Genomic DNA, 24,297 nt, shown 5'->3' on the forward strand with positions numbered 1-24,297 from the left:
CTCATACAGGTGGTTGGAAAATACGTGGTTGAGATGCACCGTTTGCTAGTGCGCTAGCGGTATTTGCAACACTTCTAGCTGCTGAAGCGTTTGACGCTACATCAGGCATATTTTGAAAGCCTCTATAGATTTTCCAAAGAGCGGGAAGGTTTTGAACCATAGGTGCTACTTGCTTGACCATGGGAGTTAATTGTTGGGCTGTTGACATGAACCTTTCAGCGGTTTGTAAGTATTGTTCTATTCGTGAAGGTAATCCCCCACCGGGAATTTGAGTTTGTGGTGAATTTAAAAATCTATTGTTTCCAAAGCCACCAGGTCTAATGGGAGGACCTCCTGAGAATCGATTTTGGGGAAATGAAAATGGATTTTGAGGTTGTTGATATTGTCCTTGAGAAAATGGGTAAAATGATTCGTAACGCATAATATCCTCCTTTCTAAATTAACTGTTATTTGACGTAACGTCTTGAAACAACTATCATTGTCAAATGGTCTTCACAACAAAAAACGTGGTAATATAAAGGTATGTTAGGAGGGACTCAAATGTCCAAATACGCAGATTATGATTTTCAACCCTTTTTGCAAAAAGCAATTAGCAAATTAGGTTTTACTGAACCAACACCTATTCAAAGAGAAATGATTCCCGTAATTTTAAAAGGGAAAAGCGCAATTGGTCAAGCACATACGGGTACAGGGAAAACACACAGTTTTTTAATTCCAATTGTGCAACGAATTATTAGTGAGAAAGCAGAGTTACAAGCTATTATTACTTCTCCGACTCGAGAACTGGCTTCACAAATTTTTGAAGAATTGAATCGTCTTACAGAAGGTACTGAAATTCAATCTAAATTATTTATCGGCGGAACTGATAAACAACGTTCGATTGATAAATTAAAAACACAACCTCATATTGTTGTGGGTACTCCAGGACGTATTCGTGACCTTGTAAAAGAGAATGCTTTACTCGTTCACACTGCTCCAATATTAGTAGTAGATGAAGCTGATCTAGCTTTTGATTTAGGTTTCATTGAAGAAATTGATGCTTTTGCTGGGAAGATGCCAGATTCATTAGAAATGTATGTCTTCTCTGCAACGATTCCAGAAAGATTACAACCTTTCTTGAAAAAATATATGGAATCACCAGTTCATATAAAAATCGGTTTAAAAAAACCAGCTGCTGAAGGCATTGACTTCACACTTGTTCCGGTTAGAAGTAAATCGAAGAAGAAACGTTTATTAGAAGTTATGGAAGGAATAAATCCTTACTTAGCTATTATTTTTACAAATACTAGATCTAATGCAGACTCTGTTGCTAATTATTTAGCTGAAGCAGGATATCGTGTTGGACGTATCCATGGAGATTTATCTCCTCGCGAACGTACTCGTATGATGAAACAAGTGCGCGACTTAGAATACCAATACATTGTAGCAACTGATTTAGCTGCACGTGGGATTGATATTCAAGGTGTGAGTCATGTTATTAACTTTGAACTTCCTGAGGATTTAGAGTTCTTCATCCACCGTGTTGGCCGTACTGCGCGTGCTGGTCTTGAGGGAACAGCTATTACATTATATGAACCAACAGATGAAGATGCGATTGTTCGTATTGAAAAAATGGGAATTCCTTTTGTTCATAAAGATGTAAAAGATGGCGAATGGTCTGAACTTAAAGAACGTCACACACGTAAAAATCGTAAAACTGAAAAAGTGGCAGATGAAATAGATGCAAAAGCAAAATCAATGGTCCGAAAACCTAAAAAGGTTAAACCGGGATATAAACGCAATATGAGATGGGAAATGGACAAAGTGAAAAAGAGAGAACGACGCATTAAAAACCGTAAAAAGTAAAGGGGTTTTTTGTTTTGTTACTAGGTTCACACGTTTCAATGAGTGGAAAGAATATGCTTTTAGCTGCTAGCGAAGAAGCAAAATCATATGGAGCAACAACCTTCATGATCTATACAGGTGCTCCTCAAAATACAAGAAGAAAACCAATTGAAGATTTGAATATTGCTGCAGGACAAGCTCACATGCAAGAAAACGGCATGTCAAATATTGTTGTTCATGCGCCATATATCATTAACATTGGTAATTCTCTTAAACCAGAGACTTTCGCTCTTGGCGTCGAGTTTCTTCAAAAAGAGATAGAACGTACAGCCGCTATTGGAGCAACTCAAATTGTATTGCACCCAGGTGCACATGTCGGAGCGGGTACAGAGGAAGGAATCGCTAAAATTGTTGAAGGTTTGAATGAAGTCCTTTCTCAAGACTACCCGGTGCAAATTGCTTTAGAAACAATGGCAGGCAAAGGCACTGAATGCGGAAGGTCATTTGAGGAATTAGCTCAAATTTTTGACGGAGTTAAAAATAACGAGCGTTTATCCGTTTGTTTTGATACTTGTCATACACATGATGCTGGTTACGACATTGTAAATGATTTTGACGGTGTATTGGCTTCATTCGATCAGTTAATTGGCATTGACCGTTTAAAAGTTTTGCATATCAATGATAGTAAAAATATACGTGGAGCGGGTAAAGATCGTCACGAGAATATTGGATTTGGTGAAATTGGATTTGATGCTTTATCCTATATCGTTCATCATCCAAGTCTTACGCAAGTTCCAAAGATTCTTGAGACACCTTTTGTAGGGCTAGATGCTAAGAACAAAACTGCTCCATATTTATATGAAATTGAGATGTTAAAAACTAAAACATTTACACCTGACCGAATAGATGCATTGAGAGTTTAAAGTTGAAAGAGATTCAAGCAGAATTTTGCTTGAATCTCTTTTTTGCTTTCATTGATTCACGATTTTTAGACATTATAAAAGTTGAATAATGTTTTTGCTTTTGTTTTTCCAATCACTTTAGCAATTTCTTTTTTAAAAGATGAAGGAATTCCAGTAAATGCCCAATGAATGGATGCCTTATCTAAGAGAGGTCTAAGTCCTTTTATTTCATTTTTAGATAGAGAAACGGGGAGGACCTTTGACATTTCTGCAAGTTCATCATCACTTTTACTTTTCAAGTTTTGAATAAATTCAAGTAAATCCATTCCATCTTCCTTTCAAGATATTAGAGTTTACAATCAATCAAATGTCCGCTATACTAATCATTTGTAAATCGTAATGATTTTGAATTAGAAAGAGGCGATCGATTTGTCAACGCCATATGACATTGAATTACAGCAAGTATCATTTCAATATGATCAAACAGCTGTTTTAAAAAATATATCTTTGCAAGTGAAACAAGGAGATTTCTTAGCAATCTTAGGTCCTAATGGTTCGGGTAAATCGACTTTATTGAAAATCATTTTAGGATTGCTTAAACCATCTACTGGGACAGTTCATTTATTTGGCAAAGAAGCAAAAGAATTTAAACAACGTGAGTGGATTGGCTATGTTTCTCAAAAATCCAATTCTTTTAATACTGGATTTCCTGCTACAGTATTTGAAGTAGTGGCTAGCGGGTTAGCTAAAAAGACTGGATTGTTTAAGAAACTTCCAAATAGCAAAGATCATCTTGTTCAAGAAGCTCTTTCATCCGTTGGCATGGAAAAGTTTGCTTCCAAATCCATAGGAGAATTATCTGGGGGACAGCAACAAAGAGTTTTTATTGCTAGGGCATTAGTTAGTGATCCGAAATGTCTTGTGCTAGATGAACCCACTGTTGGAATCGACCATAAACATGTGCAATCGTTTTATGATATGCTTTCGCGATTAAACAGTGAACGAAATATTACCCTGATTTTAGTCACACATGATGTGGATACCGTTTCAAATCGAATAAGCCATGTTGCCTGTCTAAATCAAACCATTCATTTTCACGGATTCAAGCAAGAATTTGAGGAAATGAGTGATGAAGACCGAGAGGCTTGGTATGGTCATTCTGTTCGGAAAATTCATCATGTGAAAGGTGAGGCGTGCAATCATGATTGAAGCTTTATGGAATTATGAATTTTTACAAAACGCATTTGCTTCTGGCTTAATAATTGGTCTTATTGCTCCGTTATTAGGCGTTTTTATAGTTGTTCGAAGATTATCATTAATTGCCGATGCTCTAAGTCATGTTACATTGGCTGGTATAGCTGGAAGTTTATATTTAAGCCAAACGGTTCCTTTGTTTGCGATGTTAAATCCACTATATTTAGGAATACTGTCTGCTGTTAGTGGTTCTGTTTTAATCGAAAGACTTCGCAGATTGTATAAACATTATGAAGAGTTAGCCATTCCAATTATTATGTCAGCGGGAATAGGAATCAGTGCAATCTTCATTTCACTTGCGAATGGCTTTAGTGCAGACCTTTTTGGCTATTTGTTTGGCTCTGTGTCTGCCGTAAGTCGACAAGACTTATGGATTGTTGTCATTATTGCACTAATTGTCATCTTATTTTCGCGTTTCTTCTATAAAGAGCTTTTTGTCCTTTCGTTTGATGAAGAATACGCACGGGCTTCGGGCCTTCCTGCGAAATGGATTCACATCTTATTTATGATAGTTACCGCTTTGGTTATAGCGGCAAGCATGAGAATTGTGGGGATATTACTTGTATCTTCTTTAATGACGTTACCAGTCGCTGCGAGTATGCGTTTAGCTAAAGGTTTTAAACAAGCCATTTTATTGGCCGTAGTATTCGGTGAAACGGCTGTCATTACTGGATTGGTTACTGCTTTCTATTTAAATATTGCACCGGGTGGGACAATTGTTGTCACTTCTATATGTATTCTTTTAATCGTTATAATTGGTAAAAAGATTTGGCTAAAAGTTGTCACGAAGGACGAAGGAGTTGTTACTTCATGAATTTAACGAAAGCTTGGGAAGTTTTAAAAAATGAAGGTTTTAAAAAAACGGATAAAAGAGAACAAATTCTTGAGTTATTTGAAGAAAATGATCGCTATTTAACAGCTAAAGATTTATTGAACGTGATGAAAAAAGATTATCCGGGGATGAGTTTTGATACCATCTATCGAAATTTGAGTACATTTGTGGAACTCGGTATATTAGAAGAAACCGAGTTATCTGGGGAAAGACACTTTCGTATGCAGTGTGAAACAGACCATCATCATCATCATTTCATCTGTATGTCCTGTGGGAAAATAAAAGAGATTCACATTTGTCCAATGGATGCTGTTCAAGAAAAACTGCCTGCGTATCAAATTGATAATCATAAATTAGAAATTTACGGTAAATGCCCTGAATGTATAGCATAATATAGGCAGTTTGTTGCTTATATTTTCAAATCCATTATCAAGAATCGGAACCCTTAACGGTGAGACTATCTTATTGGTTAACCTGTAGCTTTCATGATTCCAAATAATTTGTAATAAGCAATATGACAAATGAATTCTTACTAAGTGAACAATCTTTTAATTTAATTACTAATTTCTTCAGTAAACATTACTCTGTTCACTTTTTAACATTAACGTTCTCGGCTATTTCTGAAGACTCCTGCGGAAAAACGAAAGAAATAGCCGACAACATTCATTATCATTCCGTCTTAAGTATAAGCACTCAATTTCAATATTCTTTGGTTACAAACTGTAGAGACCATTCACATTTTTGTGAATGGTCTCTTTTTTAACTTATTTATGTTTTGGTTTTGGATCAATTTGATCTTCTTTATTGCTTAACAAAAAATATGAAATTATTCCAGATATTAAAGTTCCACCAATGGTGATGAAAATTCTAGATTCAAGAGGAACCGTACTATGGTCTTTTCCTAGAATCCATGTAGCTAAAATCGCAACAATAACCATGATAGGAATAACTACTTTGAAGCGTTTCATTTATTCACAACCTTTTCTTTACTTTATGTAGCATGTAAAAAGCGCGAGGAAGGGTCCTCACGCTTTATTTTTAATAAAATGATGTTGTATCCATGTATCGGCCTCTAACCAATTATCTACCCTTACAACGCCATTTGGAACTGGCTCTTGATTGTATGGAGTATTAAAAAGAATAACTGGGATATTAAGCTCTTCTGCGAGTCCAACTGCATTATCATGCTTATCTTCGAAAAATACATCGATGTTATAATTCTTTGCTGTTTGAATTTTATCGTGAGAACCAATTAATTCTATGTGATCGTATTCTAGGTTTTGGTTTAAAAACCACTCAAAAGTTACATCCTTCACATTTTGGCCACGAGCTGAAATGAAATATAATTCAAAGTCCTTTTTCCACTTTGTCAAAATTGAATGAGCGTCAATTTGAATAGGGGAAGTGGCATAAATTTCAGGTTCGGCTTTTCGAAACCATTGATAAAATTCATCTGGTGTAATCGGAAATGCCTTGGTTAAATCATATTCCTTAATATCATCTAAAATTAAATTACAGGAAAATTGCTTATTGATATGTGGTAATAAAGAAGTAGGGCATGTGACGGTACCATCAATGTCGATACCGAATCGAATGTTAGACATATGCAATGACTCCTTTATACGTTTTGTTTTTCTAATTCTTGCTTATCGAAATATTCTTGAGCAATTTTATCAATTTCAATTTTCAATTCTTCGACCATCGTTGCTTCAGGAACTTTTCGAACAGTTTTCCCTTTCATGAACAGCAAACCTTCACCACGTGCTCCAGCAATCCCAATGTCTGCTTCGCGAGCTTCACCTGGTCCATTAACAGCACAGCCAAGTACAGCTACTTTAATAGGTGCTTTAATTGTAGAAATATATTCTTCAACTTCATTGGCAATTGTAATTAAATCAATTTCAATTCGTCCGCAAGTTGGACATGAAATTAGTGTTGCTGCATTTGAAGAAAGACCAAATACTTTCAGTAATTCTCTCGCCACTTTAATTTCTTCGACTGGATCTGCACTCAGTGAAACTCGAAGGGTATTCCCAATACCATGGCTTAAAAGCGCACCCAATCCAGCGGCACTCTTAATAGAACCATTTACTAAAGTCCCAGATTCAGTTATTCCTAAATGTAATGGATAATCAAATGCTTGTGACGCTTTAATATAAGCTTCAATAGCTAAGCTAACATCTGATGCTTTTAGTGAAACGATAATATCATGGAAATCTAGGTCTTCGAGTATTTTAATATGGTGTAAAGCACTTTCAACCATTCCATCAGCTGTAGGATAGCCGTATTTTTCAATGATTTTACGTTCAAGTGACCCAGCGTTAACACCAATTCGGATCGGAATGTTTTTAGCTTTTGCCGCATTGACAACCGCTTCAACTTTTTCACGACGTCCAATGTTGCCTGGGTTAATTCGAATTTTGTCAGCTCCGTTTTCGATTGCTTTTAAAGCTAATTTATAATCGAAATGGATATCTACAACTAGAGGTATATTAATCCGTTTTTTAATTTCTGCTATTGCATCAGCTGCACGTTCGTCAGGGCATGCTACGCGTACAATTTGACAACCTGCTTCCTCTAAACGCAATATTTCTGCAACAGTTGCTTCAACATCATGTGTTTTTGTAGTAGTCATACTTTGAATAAATAATTCATTACTTCCACCAATAGTTAAATCCCCAACACGAACGGGACGAGTTTTAGAACGGTGTATTAGTTCACTCATTAGATTCTCTCCTTTTCAGGCATTACGCCTTCACTACTCTACATTTTAGCAGTCTTGAAAAGGAAATGACAAGGAAGAAACGTTACTTCACTTTTCAGAACATGCAGATGACTCTTTTTTGAAGATCGGAATTTGCACTGTTTCAAAAGATTGTAAAGATTGATTTCGATAATGTGGATTCTCTTGATAAAAAGCTTCTAAGCGTTCAGGAAAACTGACCCAAGTTTCAGAAGGATAGACGGCAAATAAAGAAAAGATGGTGTCATTTTCTACTGTTTGAACAGGAAAGACATCATAATAGACGTTTTCAGTACATATAGGTTCCTCTTGTGTAAATGCAGCAAGAGAAATTGTTCCGTCGAGTAGATCAACTTTTATTATATAGGAAACAAGTAATATTAAAGTAGCTAGTCCAATAATGCGCATAAGAAAATCCCCCTTTATCAACTTATATGTTGAATCAAGAGAGATTATGATTATTTGGCGGGATAATAGGTTAATGCAAGATATAAGTAGGTGAAACTAAGAGAATGTGTCACAAGGAAAATAATTGTATCTCCAATTCCTAAGAACAATAAGATAAAGGAAAGGATAGTAGGAACTGTGTAGGCAAATGCTGCTGTGCGCCATACATGGCGATAATCCCCGCGACGATTTAACAATTTTAATAAATAGAAGCCAACTAGAGCTAATATACTAATGCGGCTGAATACAAACAATGTTGACATCACAAATTGTAATATAAAAGCAAAAGGAAAGAGGATCCATGCCATTCCTTCTATATATTCAATCAATCCAACTATAGAAGATGATTGATTATTTATACCGAAAACAAATTGTATGAAAGAAAAAATCGTGATGAGAGTTATAAATATAAATATATATTGAATAACTTTTCCTATAGAAAGCAGCCTGAAAGCAGCCATTTTTTTAGGCTCATAAATGGAAGCAAAAAATAATTTTGTAAAAGCCAAGTACATCACTCCTTATACATTAATCATACTACTATTAAATAAGTATATTAACTAGAATTGTGAAAACTATAAGACCAAATTTGCACTGATTGTTAAGTTATTGTAAATTTTATGTGAAGGTCCTTTACAATGTGGTGTCGAATTCTTCATAATGGGGAATGTTGAAAATTGTCGAATTAGGAGCTGAAGTTGAATAATGGAATTAAATTGGCAGGAAATGCTGTTTCAATTCATTGGAGGTCTCGGGATCTTCTTGTTCGCTATCAAATATATGGGCGACGGGTTGCAAAAAGCTGCTGGAGATCGTTTGCGTGATATATTAGATCGATTTACTACTAACCCATTTATGGGTGTATTAGTGGGTATTATTGTAACTGTTTTAATACAATCAAGTTCTGGTACAACTGTTATTACTGTAGGCTTAGTAAGTGCTGGATTTATGACGTTACGTCAAGCGATTGGTGTAATTATGGGAGCCAATATTGGGACAACCGTTACAGCCTTTATCATTGGATTTGATGTTGGTGAAGCAGCATTACCAATTATGGCTTTAGGAGCATTTCTCATTTTCTTCTTTAAGAAAAATCAAATTCAAAACCTAGGAGAAGTTATTTTTGGTTTTGGTGGTTTATTCTTAGGGATGGAATTAATGAGTGGGGGAATGAAACCACTTAGAGAATTACCAGCATTTATTGACTTAACAATTAATATGAGTGAGCATCCTATATTAGGTGTAGTAGTTGGAACTGTATTTACTGTAATTGTTCAAAGTTCGAGTGCTACTGTAGGAATTCTACAAGGATTATATTCTGAAGGTATTTTAAATTTGGACGCTTCATTGCCGGTATTGTTCGGTGATAATATTGGGACAACGATTACAGCTATTTTAGCTTCAATTGGTGCTTCAATTGCCGCTCGTCGAGCTGCTGCTACCCATGTGTTATTCAATATAGTTGGTACTATTATATTTATGATTTTATTAGTTCCATTTACAATGTACATCGAATGGATCACGGGTGTTTTAGGACTTGAAGAAAAAATGCAAATTGCTTTTGCACATGGTACTTTCAATGTAGCGAATACCATTATTCAGTTCCCTTTGATTGGTGCTTGGGCTTACCTGGTTACGAAGTTTATCCCAGGTGAAGAAGTGACGATTGAATACAAACCAAAACATTTAGATCCACACTTTATTGAAACGGCACCATCTATTGCCATAGGGCAAGCGAAAGAAGAAATTCTTCGTATGGGTCACTTTAGTGTACAAGGATTAAAAGAATCATTCGAGTATTTGAAAACGAATAATAAAAAACATGCAGAAACGGGTTACCAACTCGAAGATGCTATTAATAATTTAGATCATAAAATTACAGACTATCTCGTTAAAATTTCAGCTGAATCAATTTCAAATGCCGATTCAGGTCGTCATATCATGTTAATGGAAACTGTGCGTGATATTGAACGAGTTGGAGATCATTTTGAAAATATTTTAGAATTAATTGACTATCAAATTGGTAATCGTGTGAAATTGACTGATCAAGCGATGGAAGATATCACTGAAATGTTTGTATTAACGATTCAAACGGTAGAAAAAGCGTTAGAAGCTCTTGATATCGGAAGTTCTGAACTGGCACGTGAAGTGGCAGAACAAGAAGATTTAATCGACAAAATGGAACGTAAATTCCGCAAAAAGCATATTATGCGTTTAAATGAGGGCGTTTGTTCTCCTCAAGCTGGAATTGTTTTTGTTGACTTGGTAAGTAACTTAGAACGTATTGGTGATCACGCAGTTAATATTGCTGAAGCAGTTCTAGGAAAAAGAGCATAATCCAATTTTTCTCCTCTAGTGTCTTTACATCTCAGATGATGTAAGGCACGATATAGAGGAGATTTTTTATTTGTAAATACATTTTGTTCTAATGGGGGAAAAGGATGGAATATCTTGGTTGGGCACTTATTATTATATGTTTCATTATTGCATTTATCGGTTTAGTTTATCCGATAATACCAGCAGTCGTTTTTATTTTGGGTGGTTTTTTATTATATGGACTATTCTTTACATTCTCGGATTTACCTTGGTGGTTTTGGCTAATCGAAATTTTATTTGTGATTTTACTTTTTGGTGCAGATATGATGGCGAACGCGTTTGGTGTTAAAAAGTATGGTGGAAGTAAAGCGGGAATCTGGGGGAGTACCATTGGTTTACTAATTGGGCCCTTTATCATTCCATTCTTTGGAATCCTAGTCGGACCTTTTGTTGGAGCTATAATCGCAGAATTATTGTTTACTAGAACTTCTATTAAACAGGCACTTAAAACAGGGGTAGGATCAGTTGTCGGATTCTTAACATCTGTTCTTACAAAAGGAATTGTTCAGATTGTTATGATTGTTATTTTTCTTTGGGTTGTATAACGATTCAGACAAAAGACTGAATTTGCACAATTGAGTCTTTAATATTTGAACGTATGACATAAGTTTGATACGCTAGACATTGTAAAAACAATTCTTATAATCGCTTAGGAGGAAATAACAAATGGCTTATGAATTACCACAATTACCTTACGCGTATGACGCACTTGAACCTCATATTGATAAAGAAACGATGAACATTCACCACACAAAACATCACAATGCATATGTTACAAACTTAAACAATGCACTTGCAGGACATGAAGACTTATTAAGTAAATCAGTTGAAGAGTTAATTGCTAATTTAGACGCAGTACCTGAGGCTGCTCGCACAGCAGTACGTAACAATGGTGGAGGTCATGCTAACCACTCATTATTCTGGGAATTATTATCTGCTGATGGTGGCGGTTCTCCAACTGGTGCACTAGCTGAAGCAATCGATGCGAAATTTGGTAGCTTTGACGCTTTCAAAGAAGAATTTACAAAAGCGGCTACTACTCGTTTTGGTTCTGGTTGGGCTTGGTTATCAGTGAGCAATGGTGAAATTGAAGTTTCATCTACGCCAAATCAAGATTCACCAATCATGGAAGGCAAAACACCTTTACTTGGTTTAGACGTATGGGAGCACGCATACTACTTAAACTACCAAAATCGTCGCCCAGATTACATTGGCGCATTTTGGAATGTTGTTAACTGGAACGAAGTTTCAAAACGTTACGAATCTGCTAAATAATTTCACAAAATATGAAACTAAGCACACCCTTAAATCGTCATTTAGGGGTGTGCTTTTTTATTTCAATTAATGGTATACTGATAGACAGGATTTTAGTTAATAGGAGGATGAAAATTGCGTAAACCTAATAAAAAACGCTCCGCAAGTGTCAAAGCCAAACTTCGCGCAAATGTCGCTTTTCGTATGAATATCCTCTTCTTTTCTATCTTTTTACTTTTTACAATACTAATTTTGAGATTGGGTTATTTACAAATAGTAGAAGGTGAAGAATATAAACGTGCATTAGAACGAACGGAAGAAGTGCCTGTTAATTCAAGTGTTCCAAGAGGAAGAATTTATGATAGTGTTGGCCGAATTTTAGTCGATAATGAACCTAAAAATGCCATTACATATACGAAAATGCAAACCACAAAATCATCAGAAATGATGGAAATAGCCGAAAAATTAGCTACGTTAATCGATAAATCGGTAGATGATATTAACTTAAGGGATCAACAAGATTTTTGGATTATGAAGAACACTGAAGATGCATATAAAAAAGTTTCTAAAAAAGAACAAGCGAAAATTAACGCAAATGTAGATTTAACAACTTCACAAAAACAACAACAAATTGATAAACTTGTTCGTGATCGAATAACGCCTGAAGAATTAAATTCATTTTCTGAAGAAGAGCTTGAAGTATTAGCAATTTTTCGTGAAATGTCTTCAGGGTATGCCTTATCTCCTCAAATTATTAAAAGTGATACGGTAAGTCCAGAAGAATTTGCGAGAGTTTCAGAAAGATTAGGAGATTTAAAAGGTGTCAATACAACAACGGATTGGGTACGTGTTCCTAAATCGAATCTCGCAATTTTAGGTCGAACTACTTCACCAAAAGAAGGGATACCTCGTTCAAGTATAGATTATTTTATCGCGAGGGATTATACCAGAAATGATCGAGTTGGAAAAAGTTATATTGAGGAACAATATGAAGAAATCCTACAAGGTCAAAAATCTGTGGTGAAAAACATTACAGATGGTAAAGGTAGTGTGACGTCTACTGAAACTGTATTTAAAGGAGAACCTGGAAAAGATCTGGTTCTAACGATTGATAGTGAAATTCAGGCTAAAATAGAAGATTTAGTAGAGACGAAATTAATTGAAATGAAGCAAAAACAAGGTTCTAATTTATTGGATCGTGCATTTGTTGTGATGATGGATCCTTATTCAGGTGAAGTTTTATCAATGGTAGGAAAACAATTAAGCACGAATAAAGAAACCGGTAAACGCGAAATTTTAGACTATGCTTATGGAACATTTACTTCTGCATATGAGATAGGTTCAACCATTAAACCTGCCACATTGTTAACCGGATATGAACAAGGCGTTATAGATATGGGTGAAACTTTAATCGATGAACCAATTAAAATTGGTAAAGGTGATCCCAAGAGTTCCATTTTTAATCGCTCGTCAAGAATTCCAATGAATGATTTACAAGCGATTGAACAATCTTCCAACGTTTACATGTTCAAAGTTGGCTTCAGATTAGCGAATGCCGTTTATAAATATGAACAGAGTATGAGAGTAAGTTACAATGATTTCGCGGCATTTAGTATTTTACGAAATTCATATGCTCAATTTGGCCTTGGTGTTCGCACGGGAATTGATCTCCCTGGTGAAGTATCCGGGGTAACAGGAACAGGTAGACTGCCTGGTAATCTAATGGATTTAACCATTGGTCAGTACGATACGTATACACCACTTCAAATGGCACAATACGTTTCAACCATTGCTAACGGAGGAAATCGAGTAAAACCACATGTTGTAAAAGAAATTAGAGAACCTTCACTAGATGGTGTAACGATGGGACCGCTCGTAACAGAAATTGGTCCGACAGTATTAAATCGCATTCAGAATACACAAACTCAAATTGAACATATTAAAAAAGGGATGGCCCGCGTGTATTTTGGTGACAATGGATCAGCAAGATCCTACTTCGGTGATTTACCATTTCAAGCAGCAGGAAAAACAGGAACTGCTCAATCTATACATTACAATCCTGAGACAAGAAAGATTACAGCTGCGATCAATTCAACACATATTGGATTTGCTCCATTTGATAATCCTGAAATTGCCTATGCGGTGATGATTCCTTATGCTCCTTATTTCAACGGTGTGTATGAAAGTACAGGTACGATTCTAGCTCGAGAAGTAGTAGATGCCTATTTTGAAATAAAGCAAAAAAATAGTGAGACAAACGAAGAAGTTTCAAAAACCATCCAAACAATCAAACCTGTATTTGTAAAAGAAGAGATAGAAGAAGAAACGGAAGAAACAATTGAATAGAATTTAGATTTTAAGCCATGATAACTTTATTATCATGGCTTTTTCTATTTACAATCTCTTTACATTAGCTTTATATGTCCTCAACATAGGACCTTTATAGTAGTGTTTGTAAGGCAAAAACAACCATTCTTAGGGGGAACTCGTCAGATGAAAAAATTTAAATTCGTTATGATGTCAACAATGATCGGATCAGCACTACTATTAGGTGCTTGTGGAAATGGTGACAGCAAAGATAATGGGGAAGAAAATTTATCTGGCTCGGTAACTGGTGACGGTTCATCAACAGTAGCGCCAATTACAGAAGCTTTAGTTGAAGAATATGCAGGAGTTCAACCAGATGTACAAGTAACTGCAGGTGTTTCAGGAACTGGTGGCGGCTTTGAAAAATTCATCGCTGGTGAAACAGATTTTTCAAATGCATCACGTCCAATTAAAGAAGAAGAAGCTGCAAAATTAAAAGAAGCAGGAATTGAATATACAGAGCTAGAAGTAGCTTATGATGGTTTATCAATCGTTGTTAATAAAGAAAATGATTGGGCTAAGGATTTAACGGTAGAAGATTTAAAAAAATTATGGGTTGAAGATGGCACAACTAAGAAATGGTCAGATATTAATCCGGAATGGCCAGATGAAGAAGTTGTTTTTTACTCACCAGGCACAGATTCAGGAACATTTGATTATTTCAATGAAATCATCTTAGAAGATGAAGATATTGTTAAAGCAGCAACGCTTTCTGAAGATGATAATGTTTTAGTGCAAGGTGTACAAGGTGATAAAAACGCGATTGGATTCTTTGGATATGCTTATTACTTAGCGAACAAAGATTCGATGAGTGTTGTAACAATCGATGGCGTAGAACCAACGAACGAAACAATTGAATCAGGTGAATATTCACCATTATCACGTCCATTGTTCGTTTATGTGAAAAATGATTCTGTAAAAGAAAACGAAGCAGTTTATGACTTCATGAAATTTACATTAGAAAATGCTGGCGATATGGCTGAAGCTGTAGGCTATGTTAGATCACCAGAAGAGACGTATAAAGAAGATTTAGAAGCACTTGAAGCAATAAAATAAGCCATAATATGCATGTAAGAGGCGAGTAGCAGCGGTGCTACTCTCTTCTCTTTTTAGGTAAAGGGGGATTTCAAATGGCTACATCAGAACGAACTGAAGAATTATCGATTCAACAAATGATTGAAGAGCAAAGAGGCAAAAAAACAAAAAAACGAATTGAAAAGTCAATTCCTATTATATTATTTCTTATTGCATCAATTTCGGTGTTAACGACATTTGGGATTGTATTTACACTCATTTTTGAAACAATTGAGTTCTTTCAACGCGTACCTTTCTTAGATTTCATTTTTGGGAAAGAATGGCTTCCGTTTTCAAATAAGGAACCGCTATATGGAATTCTTCCTTTAATTGCGGGTACCTTGAAAGTAACTGCTATTGCTGTAGTTGTAGCGGTACCATTTGGACTTGCTTCGGCTGTTTATTTGAGTGAATATGCTAGTGATAACACACGAAGAATTATTAAGCCTATTCTAGAAGTTTTAGCTGGTGTTCCAACAATTGTTTACGGCTTCTTTGCTTTAACCTTTGTGACACCATTATTACAGCAATTCATACCGGATTTAAAGATATTCAATGCATTAAGCCCGGGTATTGTAGTTGGTATTATGATATTACCAATGATTGCTTCATTATCTGAGGATGCAATGACATCTGTTCCGAATTCGATTCGTGATGGCGCATTAGCACTAGGGGCTACTAAACTTGAAGTTGCTGTAAAAGTAGTATTGCCAGCTGCACTTTCAGGAATAATGGCGTCTATAGTCTTAGCTGTGTCAAGAGCAATAGGGGAAACAATGATTGTTTCGTTAGCAGGTGGATCGACACCTCGTTTCGATTTAGACATGACAGATTCTATTCAAACCATGACAGCTTATATTGTTCAAGTTTCAACTGGTGATGCAGGATTTGGTACAACAATCTACTATTCCATTTACGCAGTTGGTTTCACGTTATTCTTATTTACACTTCTCATGAACTGGTTAGCTCATGCTATCTCAAAACGGTTTAGGGAGGAATACTAAAATGCGTCATATTGATCACAAAAATGTCGTTAAGCGTATGGGAAGCCGAATGATTTTGAACAAAACATTTAAAGCCATCTTTTTCATGGCCACATTATTCGCGCTTTTATCTTTAGCGATACTATTTTATCGAATTGTCAGCCAAGGAATTGGCTTTATATCCATAGATTTCTTTACTAACTTTGGGTCTCGTATACCTGAAAATGCAGGGATCGTTGCTGCATTAGTCGGTTCCCTTTGGATGATGGCGGTAATCGCTCCTGTTTCTTTAATATTAGGAGTTGGTTCAGCCATATATTTAGAAGAATATGCAAAGAAAAATAAACTAAATGATTTTATTCGAATGAATATAGCAAATCTTGCAGGTGTTCCTTCAGTAGTATTCGGGCTCTTAGGTTTAACGATTTTTGTAAGAGCTTTAGCGTTAGGTAATAGTATTTTAGCTGCTGGATTTACAATGAGTTTGTTAATTTTGCCAGTTATTATCGTAGCATCACAAGAAGCAATTCGTGCTGTTCCTAAGGAATTACGAGAGGCTTCATATGGAATGGGTGCGACGAAATGGCAAACAATTTCTAAAGTTGTCTTGCCGTCAGCAATTCCAGGTATATTAACTGGAGGTATATTAGCATTATCACGTGCAATAGGAGAAACTGCTCCGCTAGTTGTAATCGGGATTCCTGTTATTATTCAATTCCTACCTGACAACCTATTAAGTCAATTTACTGCATTGCCAATGCAAATTTTTGACTGGGCGAAGAGACCACAGGAAGCATTTCAAAGTGTAGCTGCTGCTGGAATTATCGTATTAATGATGTTTTTATTAATCATGAATTCAATTGCAGTAGTGATTCGTAATAAATTCCAAAAAAGGTATTAAGCCATAGCGGCATGGGAGGGTTTCAACATGGTTCAAGTAAACTTAAATAAACCACAACTTAAAGAAACAGCTGATTTAAATCAAAATGTAAATATGAATAATATTGTGTATGATACAAAACAATTAAATTTATGGTATGGGAATCATCACGCATTAAAAAATATCGATCTTGCTATTAAAGAAAACGAAGTAACAGCAATTATCGGACCATCAGGGTGTGGAAAATCCACATATATTAAAACGTTAAATCGTATGGTGGAATTAGTCCCATCTGTAAAAACGTCTGGACAAATCATATATCGTGATCGCAATATTTTTGATAGTGATTATAATGTAGAAGAACTTCGTACAAGAGTAGGAATGGTTTTTCAAAAGCCGAATCCTTTTCCAAAGTCTATTTTCGATAACATTGCTTATGGACCAAGAATTCATGGTATTAAAAACAAGAAAACGTTAGATGAAATAGTAGAAAAAAGCTTAAGAGGTGCAGCCATTTGGGATGAAGTAAAAGACCGCTTAAACGAAAACGCATACGGTCTTTCAGGTGGGCAACAACAACGAATTTGTATTGCACGTGCTTTGGCAATTGAACCAGATGTCATTTTGATGGATGAACCTACATCTGCTTTGGATCCAATCTCAACTTTAAAAGTAGAAGAATTGGTACAAGAATTAAAAGAAAACTACTCAATTATTATCGTGACTCATAACATGCAACAAGCAGCTCGAATTTCAGATAAAACTGCATTTTTCCTAAACGGTGAAGTAATTGAATTTGACCAAACGGATACCATTTTTTCTACGCCTTCTGACAAACGTACAGAAGATTATATTTCGGGACGATTTGGTTAATTAAGGAGGAGAATGAATAATGGTAGTAAGAGAGAAATTTGAAAATGATCTTCGTGGTGTTCAAGAACAGTTTATAGCACTTAGTAAACTTTCCATATCGACATTGGATAAATCAATTACAGCTCTTTTGAATCAAGACGTAGATATCGCCTTATCAATTATTCAAAATGACATGTATATAAATCGAATGGAAGAAGAAATTAATGATCGTGTCATTTTGTTACTTGCTAAGCAACAACCCGTTGCAACCGATCTGCGTAGATTGATTGTTATGCTTAAAGCAGCCCATGATATGGAACGTGTAGGGGATTATGCGGTTAATATTGCAAAAGAGACAATTCGAGTAGGGAAGTCAGAATTTGTCTACCCAATACGCAATATCGAACAAATGAGAGATAAAACAATTGTCATGCTTGAACAAGTGATGCAAGCTTTCACTGAAGAAAATGTGGAGAAAGCGAGAGAAATCGCTGCTCTTGATGATCAAGTGGATAGTTTATATGGTGAAACAATCCAACAATTATTAAGTGTTGGTGCAGAACATCCTGATAAATTAAGTCAAATCACTCAATTATCATTTGTTTGTAGATACTTAGAACGTTCAGCTGATCACGCAACGAATATTGCAGAGCAATTGTTCTACTTAGTAAAAGGTCGCCATTACGACTTAAACAATTAAGTAAAAGGCTTATCCAATTTTATTGGATAAGCCTTTTATCGTCATTTCGTTATAAGATTCGCTATTTCTGCAATTGTCATAGATGAATTGAGTTCATAGGTGCCAATTTGAATACCTTCTGACAACTTTTTGTCTTCTAGATATTGATAAAAATCTTTGCGGTTTTTAATAATATTGGTTTGTTCCAATATCGAGCTAATATCAGTTGATGTCATTCCTGAGCGTATAATAAGAACTGTTTTTATTTGATCGGATGATGGATCATCAAATTCTTCAACTTGTTCGTCTGTATTATTTTCTTTAGATATAGCTTCTAAATCGAGCTGTATTTGGGCCAGTTGTTCTTTTGAGGTAGATAGCTCTGCTTGTAAAGACTTTAATTCTTCTGATTTAACAAGCTCATATCCGTTAGGTGCAGTCTTACTAACGCCAGAAGAATTCGAAGTCGAAATAAATGTAAATAAAATGCCAGCCGTAAATAATCCAATACCAAGACCTTTGATTATAGATGACATCAGCGTTTACCCCCGATTACCGAATGTACTTGTTCGATAGAAAGGGCTGAACGTTTACTAATTTCCTCATCATTATAACCTTGTTGATGAAGTGCGAGTACTTGGTTAACCAAAATTTCGTGTATCGGCTTTTTTGGTGCTTTACTCGATTTTAAGCTAATTTTAGGATCAATCATCAATTCTTCTTCTACAACTTTAAGTCGTCTTTTCAGTTGATTGATATCTTGATAATAATCAATTGATAAATCTTCAATTTCTTTTTCTAAGCGTTTGACTGGACTCTTCATAAAAAAAGAAAGAACAATTAATACCACGCCTGTAGCCATAATCAATATTTCTAGTGTCATACTTCTCACCTCAATTAGCTTCTTTGTTTTATTTTAGCATAATCACGAAGTTTTGAATGAAATGTTTAATTTCATACTAGATTTTTTCAGTAGCTATGCTATAATAGGTTAGTCGTATAAATCATGCTCAAAAATGATAACTTGAATCCTGATTAAATGGGAGGGATAAAGATGCGCGTTAATATTACACTAGCTTGCACAGATTGCGGCGAGCGCAACTACATTTCTAAGAAAAACAAGCGTAACAACCCGGAACGTCTTGAAATGAAAAAGTATTGCTCACGTGAAAAGAAAATGACTGTTCACCGTGAAACAAAATAATAACATTTAACCAAAACCTCGCGAGGTTTTGGTTTTTTTCATGGAGGGTATTTAATTGGACAAAACAATCATGCGTAATGAAGTCTTATCTGTATTAAAAGAAATGGACTCACTAACATATCAAACCCGTTCTGCTCAAATCACTCAAAGTTTGCTGAATGAGGAACAAATCCTTCAATCTAAAATCATCGGCATTACCATCTCCTCATTTCCTGAAGTTGATACTTGGCATTTAATTGAACATCTTTGGTCACTTGGCATTCGTGTAGCAGTGCCAAAATGCCATGCTAAAACAAGAGATATGCAATTTTACGAAATTACTTCGTTCGATCAATTAGAAATTGTCTATATGAAATTACATGAACCGAAACCAGAAATTACGAATAAAATAAATGCGGAAGACATATCTTACCTTATTGTTCCTGGCGTTGTTTTTGATACTTTAGGATTTAGAGTTGGTTTTGGCGGCGGTTATTATGATCGCTTCTTACAGAAATATAAAGGAGCAACAATTTCATTAGCATTTGATGAACAAGTGGTTCCGACAGTACCAAAAGAACATCATGATTTACCAGTGGACATCATTTTAACAGATCAAAATAAATGGATATGTCATGCTCAAAGAGGTAAGTCATGAAAAACTTATACGATGTTATGCAATTGCTGAAAAAATATGGGACATATATTTATACGAAAGACCGACTTTCAGATGCCATGTTAATGGAAGATGAAGTTCGAGAATTATATAATGCTGGTGTTTTGGATTTGAAAGATTTTCAAATGGTCATTCTAATCCTTAGACAGGAAGCTGCGAAGCACAAATGAGCATTTCAATAGGAGGAATTGATAATCTTACTGGTTATCATTTTTTTTTGGAATAAAGGCATTTTCAAGAGATTACAAATAAACATAAAAAATATGAAACTTTTTTATGTTTTATCCGTCTAATAAAGGGTATATGAATTGTTGAGACATTTTTATATGATAACTCATGCATATGAACTGTAAGTTGCGATATTGTAAAAAAAGTATTAAGATATAATAATGTTCTCTCGAATATCTTACTAAAGATAAGGGAGATTAGAGGAGGATGTTGAATGAAGACCTTTAATTGGCCAAAACATTCGATTCTGGCAATTGCCATAGTATTGACATGGATAAAAACATATGTTGTTTATCATATAAGTTTTGACATGAAAATTGAAAATGTTATGCAACAATTAATATTGTTTTTGAATCCACTTAGTTTTCTATTGTTTATTTATGGAGTTTCACTTTTCTTTAAATCCGTAAAAGCTAGAAATCGATATTTACTGATTACCAGCAGCGTACTCGCAGTTATTTTATATGCGAACGTAGCTTTCTATCGTTTCTTTAGCGATTTCATCACGTTGCCGGTATTATTCCAAACGAGCAACTTTGGTGATTTAGGAGCTTCTGCTGCAGAAAGTATTTTCGTAACAGATGTATTGTATTTTGCAGACGTTGTGATACTTTTCATCGTTATGAAATTTATTGTGGTTGAAAAAGAATTTGGCGTTATTAAACCTGCTATTCGTAAAGCTTACTTTGTTTTAGCAGCAGCAGTGTTGTTTTTAAATTTAGGATTATCTGAAACAGAACGTCCTCAACTTTTAACACGTAGTTTTGATCGTGAGTTATTAGTTAAAAATATTGGGACATATAACTACCACATCTATGATATTTATATTCAGTCAAAATCTCATGCTCAACGAGCTTTAGCTGATGGTAGTGAACTTGTAGAAGTAAATAACTTTGTTCGTTCTAATCAAGCAGAACCAGATGTGGAAGTTTTCGGATTAGCTGAAGGTAAAAACTTGATTGTTGTTTCACTTGAATCACTTCAAACATTTGTGATGAATGAAGAAATGAACGGTCAAGTTGTTACACCTTTCTTAAATGAGTTATCTAGCGATAAAGATACATTCTACTTCCCAAACTTTTATCATCAAACGGGATTAGGCAAAACGTCCGATTCTGAATTCCTAGTTGAAAATGGATTATATCCATTAGGCGGTGGAGCTGTATTCTTTACTCATAGTGGGAATACTTATAACTCAATGGCTGAAAGACTTGGAGACAACGGTTATTTTACAAATGTTATGCATGCTAATAACAAGAGTTTCTGGAATCGTGACATGATGTATAATGCTTTAAATGTTGATAAGTTTTACGACGTTGATAGCTATACAGTTGAAGATGGCGATGCTGTAAACTGGGGTTTAAAAGATATTCCTTTCTTTGAGCAATCTGTCGATCATATGACAGAAATGCCACAACCTTTTTACTCTCGTTTAATCACTCTAACGAATCATTATCCTTTCCATTTAGATGAACCAGATCAATTCATACCAGAGTATGATTCCAATTCTGGAACATTAAATCGTTATTTCCAGACTGCACGTTATATGGATGAATCGGTTAAACTCTTGTTTGAAGATCTAAAAGAAAAAGGACTTTACGAAAATTCAATTATCGTTATGTATGGTGATCACTATGGTATCTCTGAAAATCATAATGATGCAATGGCACAATATTTAGGGAAAGAAATTACTCCTTTTGAAAGTGCTCAATTACAACGCGTACCATTCTTCATTCATGTCCCTGGATCTGATAAAGGTCAAGTAGTCGAAGAAGTATCTGGACAGATTGATATTCGACCAACTTTATTACATTTACTTGGTATTGAAACAAGTAAAGATATGCAACTTGGTGCAGATGTTTTCTCTGAAGACCACGAAGAATTTGTCGTGTTTAGAGATGGTCGATTTGTAACTAAAGATTTTGTTTATGCTGGGAATACATGCTATGAGAAAGAAACAGGTTTAGCAACTGATGCAGCATCATGTGCTCCTTATACAGAGCGCGCAGCTGAAGAACTAGGCTACTCAGATCAAATTATCAATGGTGATTTACTCAGATTTTACGATGTGAAAACGGGTAATTTATTAATTGATGAAGCGAATCAATCTAAATAAAAATGTAAACCGTTTGTGATGAGCAGAGTATTGCTTATTACAAACGGTTTTTTTTATTAAGTTTCGGAATCTGTAGAGATTTCTACTGCATAAAGATACGAATTTATTCTCCTTGCACTTCCAGAAAATACTCTACCAAAATAAATATGCAATTGCCTGAAACAAAATTTGATTTTAAACGTACTACTTTAAAAGAGGAGGTGGTCTGTTTGAAACGGTTGATAATAATCTTGGTGGCAATTCTATTGATATATGGTTGTAAAGATGATCAACCTAATGTCGCTGTTTCAACAGCACAACCTCCAATGGAAAGTCCTGAAACTCCAAATGAAGTCAATGAAGTAAAGATCCCTTCACAATATTTTGCTAGAAGTGAGGAGTTCGACCGAGTCATTGGTTGGATTTCTGAAACAGAAATAATGTTTTTAGAGAAAAATATGGAAGGGTCACATGTTTATACATACGATTTGAATTCCAATAAAAAAACACATCATGCAACTGTTGATATGCCTATAAATGATGTGATTATACATCCTTCAAAATCTCACTTTACTTTACTTATGTCAGAAAATTCGCTTCAAGCAACAATTGGGATATATGAAATGGGTGGTACTAAGGTAGATGAATTAACTATAGAGTCTTCTGAAATTGTATTTGAGTGGCATCCAGCTCAAGTTGAATTGATGACGGTTACTGCTTTTTATGAAGATTGGACATTCGATACTTTTAGGTACTCAAGTAAAACTCAAATACTGGAACTAATTTCATCTTCTCAGCCGTTTTTGGAATGGGCTTCGGATAATGAATTAGTGGGGGTGGAGTGGAATGAAACTGATGCATTATCTGGAGGTCCACTAACGACAATTTCTATATCAGATGGTTTAATTTCTAAGTCTGAGGAGAGTAACTATATATTTGTTGATTACTTTGAAGATTTATCATTAACCGTTCAAATTGATCAAGAAAGGGAACTATTCATTTACAAACTTTCTGATTTAAAAAATAAAACGGAGAAAATATTTGATACTCCTGCAATCAGTAATTATTCACAGTGGTTTATTCCGGAAATAATTTGGACAAATCAAGAATCATTCTTAACTTATATTTCACCTAATTCTGGTCTTTTAGATGTAAATCAAAGTAAATTAGAGTTAGTGGAATTTAGTTTTAAATCCGAAAACGAACGTGTTCAATTTGATGAAGGATATGTTCAATTGATTTGCTCGCCAAATGGGGAGTACTGTTTAAAGGGCGAAGGCTTGTTCACGATAATTAATTTGAATAGTGGGGAAGAATTCAAGTGGATTGAATATATTTCGGAATGAAAAAAGCTGACGAATTAATTCGTCAGCTTTTTCGTATTGATTAATGTAGTGATGGTGGATAGCCTTGGTCTATAATTGTCATTACAGTAAACCAAGCGAAAATAGCAAAGGTTGCTACATTAAAGACTACACCTAAAAGGTTTTTCTCTTTAATAGCTTGAACGGTTCCTACTGCACCGAGAATTGCCACAAGGCCAAAAATAACCATTAATAAGTTCATTAAGGACACTCCTTTTGACATTAGAAAATGAATGTCGAATACACGTTTCATGTACCATTATATGTTTTATTTAAGCATTTGT

Annotated in this window: 29 protein-coding genes; 19 read left to right on the forward strand and 10 right to left on the reverse strand. The window is 35.1% G+C overall.

The window, feature by feature from the left end; genetic code table 11:
• Position 1: 1 nt before the first annotated feature.
• Positions 2-421, reverse strand: a complete 420-nt coding sequence (gene vrrA, locus ACHUE4_RS02540) for a VrrA/YqfQ family protein (RefSeq protein ID WP_394187718.1) — start codon at positions 419-421, stop codon at positions 2-4.
• Between the two features lie 119 nt (positions 422-540).
• Here vrrA and ACHUE4_RS02545 point away from each other — a divergent pair, with 119 nt between their 5' ends.
• The gene (locus ACHUE4_RS02545) at positions 541-1,845 is read left to right on the forward strand and encodes a DEAD/DEAH box helicase (protein ID WP_394187719.1); all 1,305 of its coding nucleotides are present in this window, start codon (positions 541-543) and stop codon (positions 1,843-1,845) included.
• 14 nt (positions 1,846-1,859) lie between these two features.
• The gene (locus tag ACHUE4_RS02550) at positions 1,860-2,747 is read left to right on the forward strand and encodes a deoxyribonuclease IV (protein ID WP_394187720.1); all 888 of its coding nucleotides are present in this window, start codon (positions 1,860-1,862) and stop codon (positions 2,745-2,747) included.
• 65 nt (positions 2,748-2,812) lie between these two features.
• Here ACHUE4_RS02550 and ACHUE4_RS02555 read toward each other — a convergent pair whose 3' ends face one another.
• Positions 2,813-3,052, reverse strand: a complete 240-nt coding sequence (locus ACHUE4_RS02555) for a hypothetical protein (protein WP_394187721.1) — start codon at positions 3,050-3,052, stop codon at positions 2,813-2,815.
• A 103-nt stretch (positions 3,053-3,155) separates the two neighbouring features.
• Here ACHUE4_RS02555 and ACHUE4_RS02560 point away from each other — a divergent pair, with 103 nt between their 5' ends.
• The 3 genes from ACHUE4_RS02560 to ACHUE4_RS02570 are packed head-to-tail and all read left to right on the forward strand — an operon-like array spanning position 3,156 to position 5,204.
• The gene (locus tag ACHUE4_RS02560) at positions 3,156-3,935 is read left to right on the forward strand and encodes a metal ABC transporter ATP-binding protein (RefSeq protein WP_394187722.1); all 780 of its coding nucleotides are present in this window, start codon (positions 3,156-3,158) and stop codon (positions 3,933-3,935) included.
• On the forward strand, positions 3,928-4,794 hold the full coding sequence (locus ACHUE4_RS02565; protein ID WP_394187723.1) for a metal ABC transporter permease: 867 nt from the start codon (positions 3,928-3,930) through the stop codon (positions 4,792-4,794). The genes ACHUE4_RS02560 and ACHUE4_RS02565 overlap by 8 nt, the downstream gene beginning before the upstream one ends.
• Positions 4,791-5,204 carry a Fur family transcriptional regulator gene (locus ACHUE4_RS02570; RefSeq protein ID WP_394187725.1) on the forward strand — a complete coding sequence of 138 codons (414 nt, stop codon included), beginning with the start codon at positions 4,791-4,793 and terminating at the stop codon, positions 5,202-5,204. The genes ACHUE4_RS02565 and ACHUE4_RS02570 overlap by 4 nt, the downstream gene beginning before the upstream one ends.
• A gap of 372 nt (positions 5,205-5,576) precedes the next feature.
• On the opposite strand, the gene ACHUE4_RS02575 is transcribed toward ACHUE4_RS02570, so the two are convergent.
• From ACHUE4_RS02575 to ACHUE4_RS02595, 5 genes are all read right to left on the reverse strand, one after another.
• Positions 5,577-5,780, reverse strand: coding sequence for a hypothetical protein (locus ACHUE4_RS02575; protein ID WP_394187726.1), 204 nt, complete (start codon positions 5,778-5,780; stop codon positions 5,577-5,579).
• Positions 5,781-5,837: 57 nt separating this feature from the next.
• Complete coding sequence (locus ACHUE4_RS02580; protein WP_394187727.1) at positions 5,838-6,416, reverse strand: hypothetical protein; 579 nt, start codon at positions 6,414-6,416, stop codon at positions 5,838-5,840.
• Between the two features lie 14 nt (positions 6,417-6,430).
• Positions 6,431-7,537, reverse strand: a complete 1,107-nt coding sequence (ispG, locus tag ACHUE4_RS02585) for a flavodoxin-dependent (E)-4-hydroxy-3-methylbut-2-enyl-diphosphate synthase (RefSeq protein ID WP_394187728.1) — start codon at positions 7,535-7,537, stop codon at positions 6,431-6,433.
• A gap of 87 nt (positions 7,538-7,624) precedes the next feature.
• Positions 7,625-7,963, reverse strand: coding sequence for a hypothetical protein (locus ACHUE4_RS02590; protein WP_394187729.1), 339 nt, complete (start codon positions 7,961-7,963; stop codon positions 7,625-7,627).
• 50 nt (positions 7,964-8,013) lie between these two features.
• Positions 8,014-8,511 (reverse strand): DUF1189 family protein, encoded by a 498-nt coding sequence (locus ACHUE4_RS02595; RefSeq protein ID WP_394187730.1) that lies wholly within the window; start codon positions 8,509-8,511, stop codon positions 8,014-8,016.
• Positions 8,512-8,707: 196 nt separating this feature from the next.
• Between ACHUE4_RS02595 and ACHUE4_RS02600 the strand changes: the two genes are divergently transcribed.
• From ACHUE4_RS02600 to phoU, 9 genes are all read left to right on the forward strand, one after another.
• Positions 8,708-10,339 (forward strand): Na/Pi cotransporter family protein, encoded by a 1,632-nt coding sequence (locus ACHUE4_RS02600; RefSeq protein ID WP_394187731.1) that lies wholly within the window; start codon positions 8,708-8,710, stop codon positions 10,337-10,339.
• A 104-nt stretch (positions 10,340-10,443) separates the two neighbouring features.
• Entirely contained in the window at positions 10,444-10,923 is a 480-nt protein-coding gene (locus tag ACHUE4_RS02605) for a DUF456 domain-containing protein (RefSeq protein ID WP_394187732.1), read from the forward strand.
• Between the two features lie 121 nt (positions 10,924-11,044).
• The gene (locus ACHUE4_RS02610; protein ID WP_394187733.1) at positions 11,045-11,653 is read left to right on the forward strand and encodes a superoxide dismutase; all 609 of its coding nucleotides are present in this window, start codon (positions 11,045-11,047) and stop codon (positions 11,651-11,653) included.
• A 114-nt stretch (positions 11,654-11,767) separates the two neighbouring features.
• Entirely contained in the window at positions 11,768-13,978 is a 2,211-nt protein-coding gene (locus tag ACHUE4_RS02615) for a peptidoglycan D,D-transpeptidase FtsI family protein (RefSeq protein WP_394187734.1), read from the forward strand.
• A 147-nt stretch (positions 13,979-14,125) separates the two neighbouring features.
• The gene (locus ACHUE4_RS02620) at positions 14,126-15,055 is read left to right on the forward strand and encodes a PstS family phosphate ABC transporter substrate-binding protein (protein ID WP_394187735.1); all 930 of its coding nucleotides are present in this window, start codon (positions 14,126-14,128) and stop codon (positions 15,053-15,055) included.
• Between the two features lie 74 nt (positions 15,056-15,129).
• Positions 15,130-16,077 (forward strand): phosphate ABC transporter permease subunit PstC, encoded by a 948-nt coding sequence (gene pstC / locus ACHUE4_RS02625; protein ID WP_394187736.1) that lies wholly within the window; start codon positions 15,130-15,132, stop codon positions 16,075-16,077.
• Position 16,078: 1 nt separating this feature from the next.
• Positions 16,079-16,957, forward strand: coding sequence for a phosphate ABC transporter permease PstA (gene pstA, locus ACHUE4_RS02630; protein WP_394187737.1), 879 nt, complete (start codon positions 16,079-16,081; stop codon positions 16,955-16,957).
• Between the two features lie 93 nt (positions 16,958-17,050).
• A complete protein-coding gene (gene pstB / locus ACHUE4_RS02635; protein WP_394187848.1) occupies positions 17,051-17,809 on the forward strand; it encodes a phosphate ABC transporter ATP-binding protein PstB in 759 nt (252 codons plus the stop codon).
• Between the two features lie 19 nt (positions 17,810-17,828).
• Positions 17,829-18,488, forward strand: a complete 660-nt coding sequence (phoU, locus tag ACHUE4_RS02640) for a phosphate signaling complex protein PhoU (RefSeq protein ID WP_394187738.1) — start codon at positions 17,829-17,831, stop codon at positions 18,486-18,488.
• A 41-nt stretch (positions 18,489-18,529) separates the two neighbouring features.
• On the opposite strand, the gene ACHUE4_RS02645 is transcribed toward phoU, so the two are convergent.
• Together ACHUE4_RS02645 and ACHUE4_RS02650 are read right to left on the reverse strand one after the other, a co-directional pair.
• A complete protein-coding gene (locus tag ACHUE4_RS02645) occupies positions 18,530-19,003 on the reverse strand; it encodes a hypothetical protein (protein ID WP_394187739.1) in 474 nt (157 codons plus the stop codon).
• A complete protein-coding gene (locus ACHUE4_RS02650) occupies positions 19,003-19,350 on the reverse strand; it encodes a hypothetical protein (protein WP_394187740.1) in 348 nt (115 codons plus the stop codon). Before ACHUE4_RS02650 ends, ACHUE4_RS02645 begins: the two co-directional genes overlap by 1 nt.
• A gap of 171 nt (positions 19,351-19,521) precedes the next feature.
• Between ACHUE4_RS02650 and rpmG the strand changes: the two genes are divergently transcribed.
• From rpmG to ACHUE4_RS02675, 5 genes are all read left to right on the forward strand, one after another.
• Complete coding sequence (gene rpmG, locus ACHUE4_RS02655) at positions 19,522-19,671, forward strand: 50S ribosomal protein L33 (protein ID WP_394187741.1); 150 nt, start codon at positions 19,522-19,524, stop codon at positions 19,669-19,671.
• 55 nt (positions 19,672-19,726) lie between these two features.
• Positions 19,727-20,308, forward strand: coding sequence for a 5-formyltetrahydrofolate cyclo-ligase (locus ACHUE4_RS02660; RefSeq protein ID WP_394187743.1), 582 nt, complete (start codon positions 19,727-19,729; stop codon positions 20,306-20,308).
• Positions 20,305-20,496, forward strand: a complete 192-nt coding sequence (locus ACHUE4_RS02665) for a YqgQ family protein (protein ID WP_394187745.1) — start codon at positions 20,305-20,307, stop codon at positions 20,494-20,496. The genes ACHUE4_RS02660 and ACHUE4_RS02665 overlap by 4 nt, the downstream gene beginning before the upstream one ends.
• Before the next feature lie 272 nt (positions 20,497-20,768).
• On the forward strand, positions 20,769-22,670 hold the full coding sequence (locus tag ACHUE4_RS02670; protein WP_394187746.1) for an LTA synthase family protein: 1,902 nt from the start codon (positions 20,769-20,771) through the stop codon (positions 22,668-22,670).
• A gap of 209 nt (positions 22,671-22,879) precedes the next feature.
• On the forward strand, positions 22,880-23,995 hold the full coding sequence (locus ACHUE4_RS02675) for a YqgU-like beta propeller domain-containing protein (protein WP_394187747.1): 1,116 nt from the start codon (positions 22,880-22,882) through the stop codon (positions 23,993-23,995).
• A gap of 40 nt (positions 23,996-24,035) precedes the next feature.
• On the opposite strand, the gene ACHUE4_RS02680 is transcribed toward ACHUE4_RS02675, so the two are convergent.
• The gene (locus ACHUE4_RS02680) at positions 24,036-24,215 is read right to left on the reverse strand and encodes a DUF2759 domain-containing protein (protein WP_394187748.1); all 180 of its coding nucleotides are present in this window, start codon (positions 24,213-24,215) and stop codon (positions 24,036-24,038) included.
• Positions 24,216-24,297: the final 82 nt, after the last annotated feature.

Origin of the sequence: Paenisporosarcina quisquiliarum, from assembly GCF_043641925.1 — a bacterium.
GTDB lineage: Bacteria > Bacillota > Bacilli > Bacillales_A > Planococcaceae > Paenisporosarcina > Paenisporosarcina quisquiliarum_A.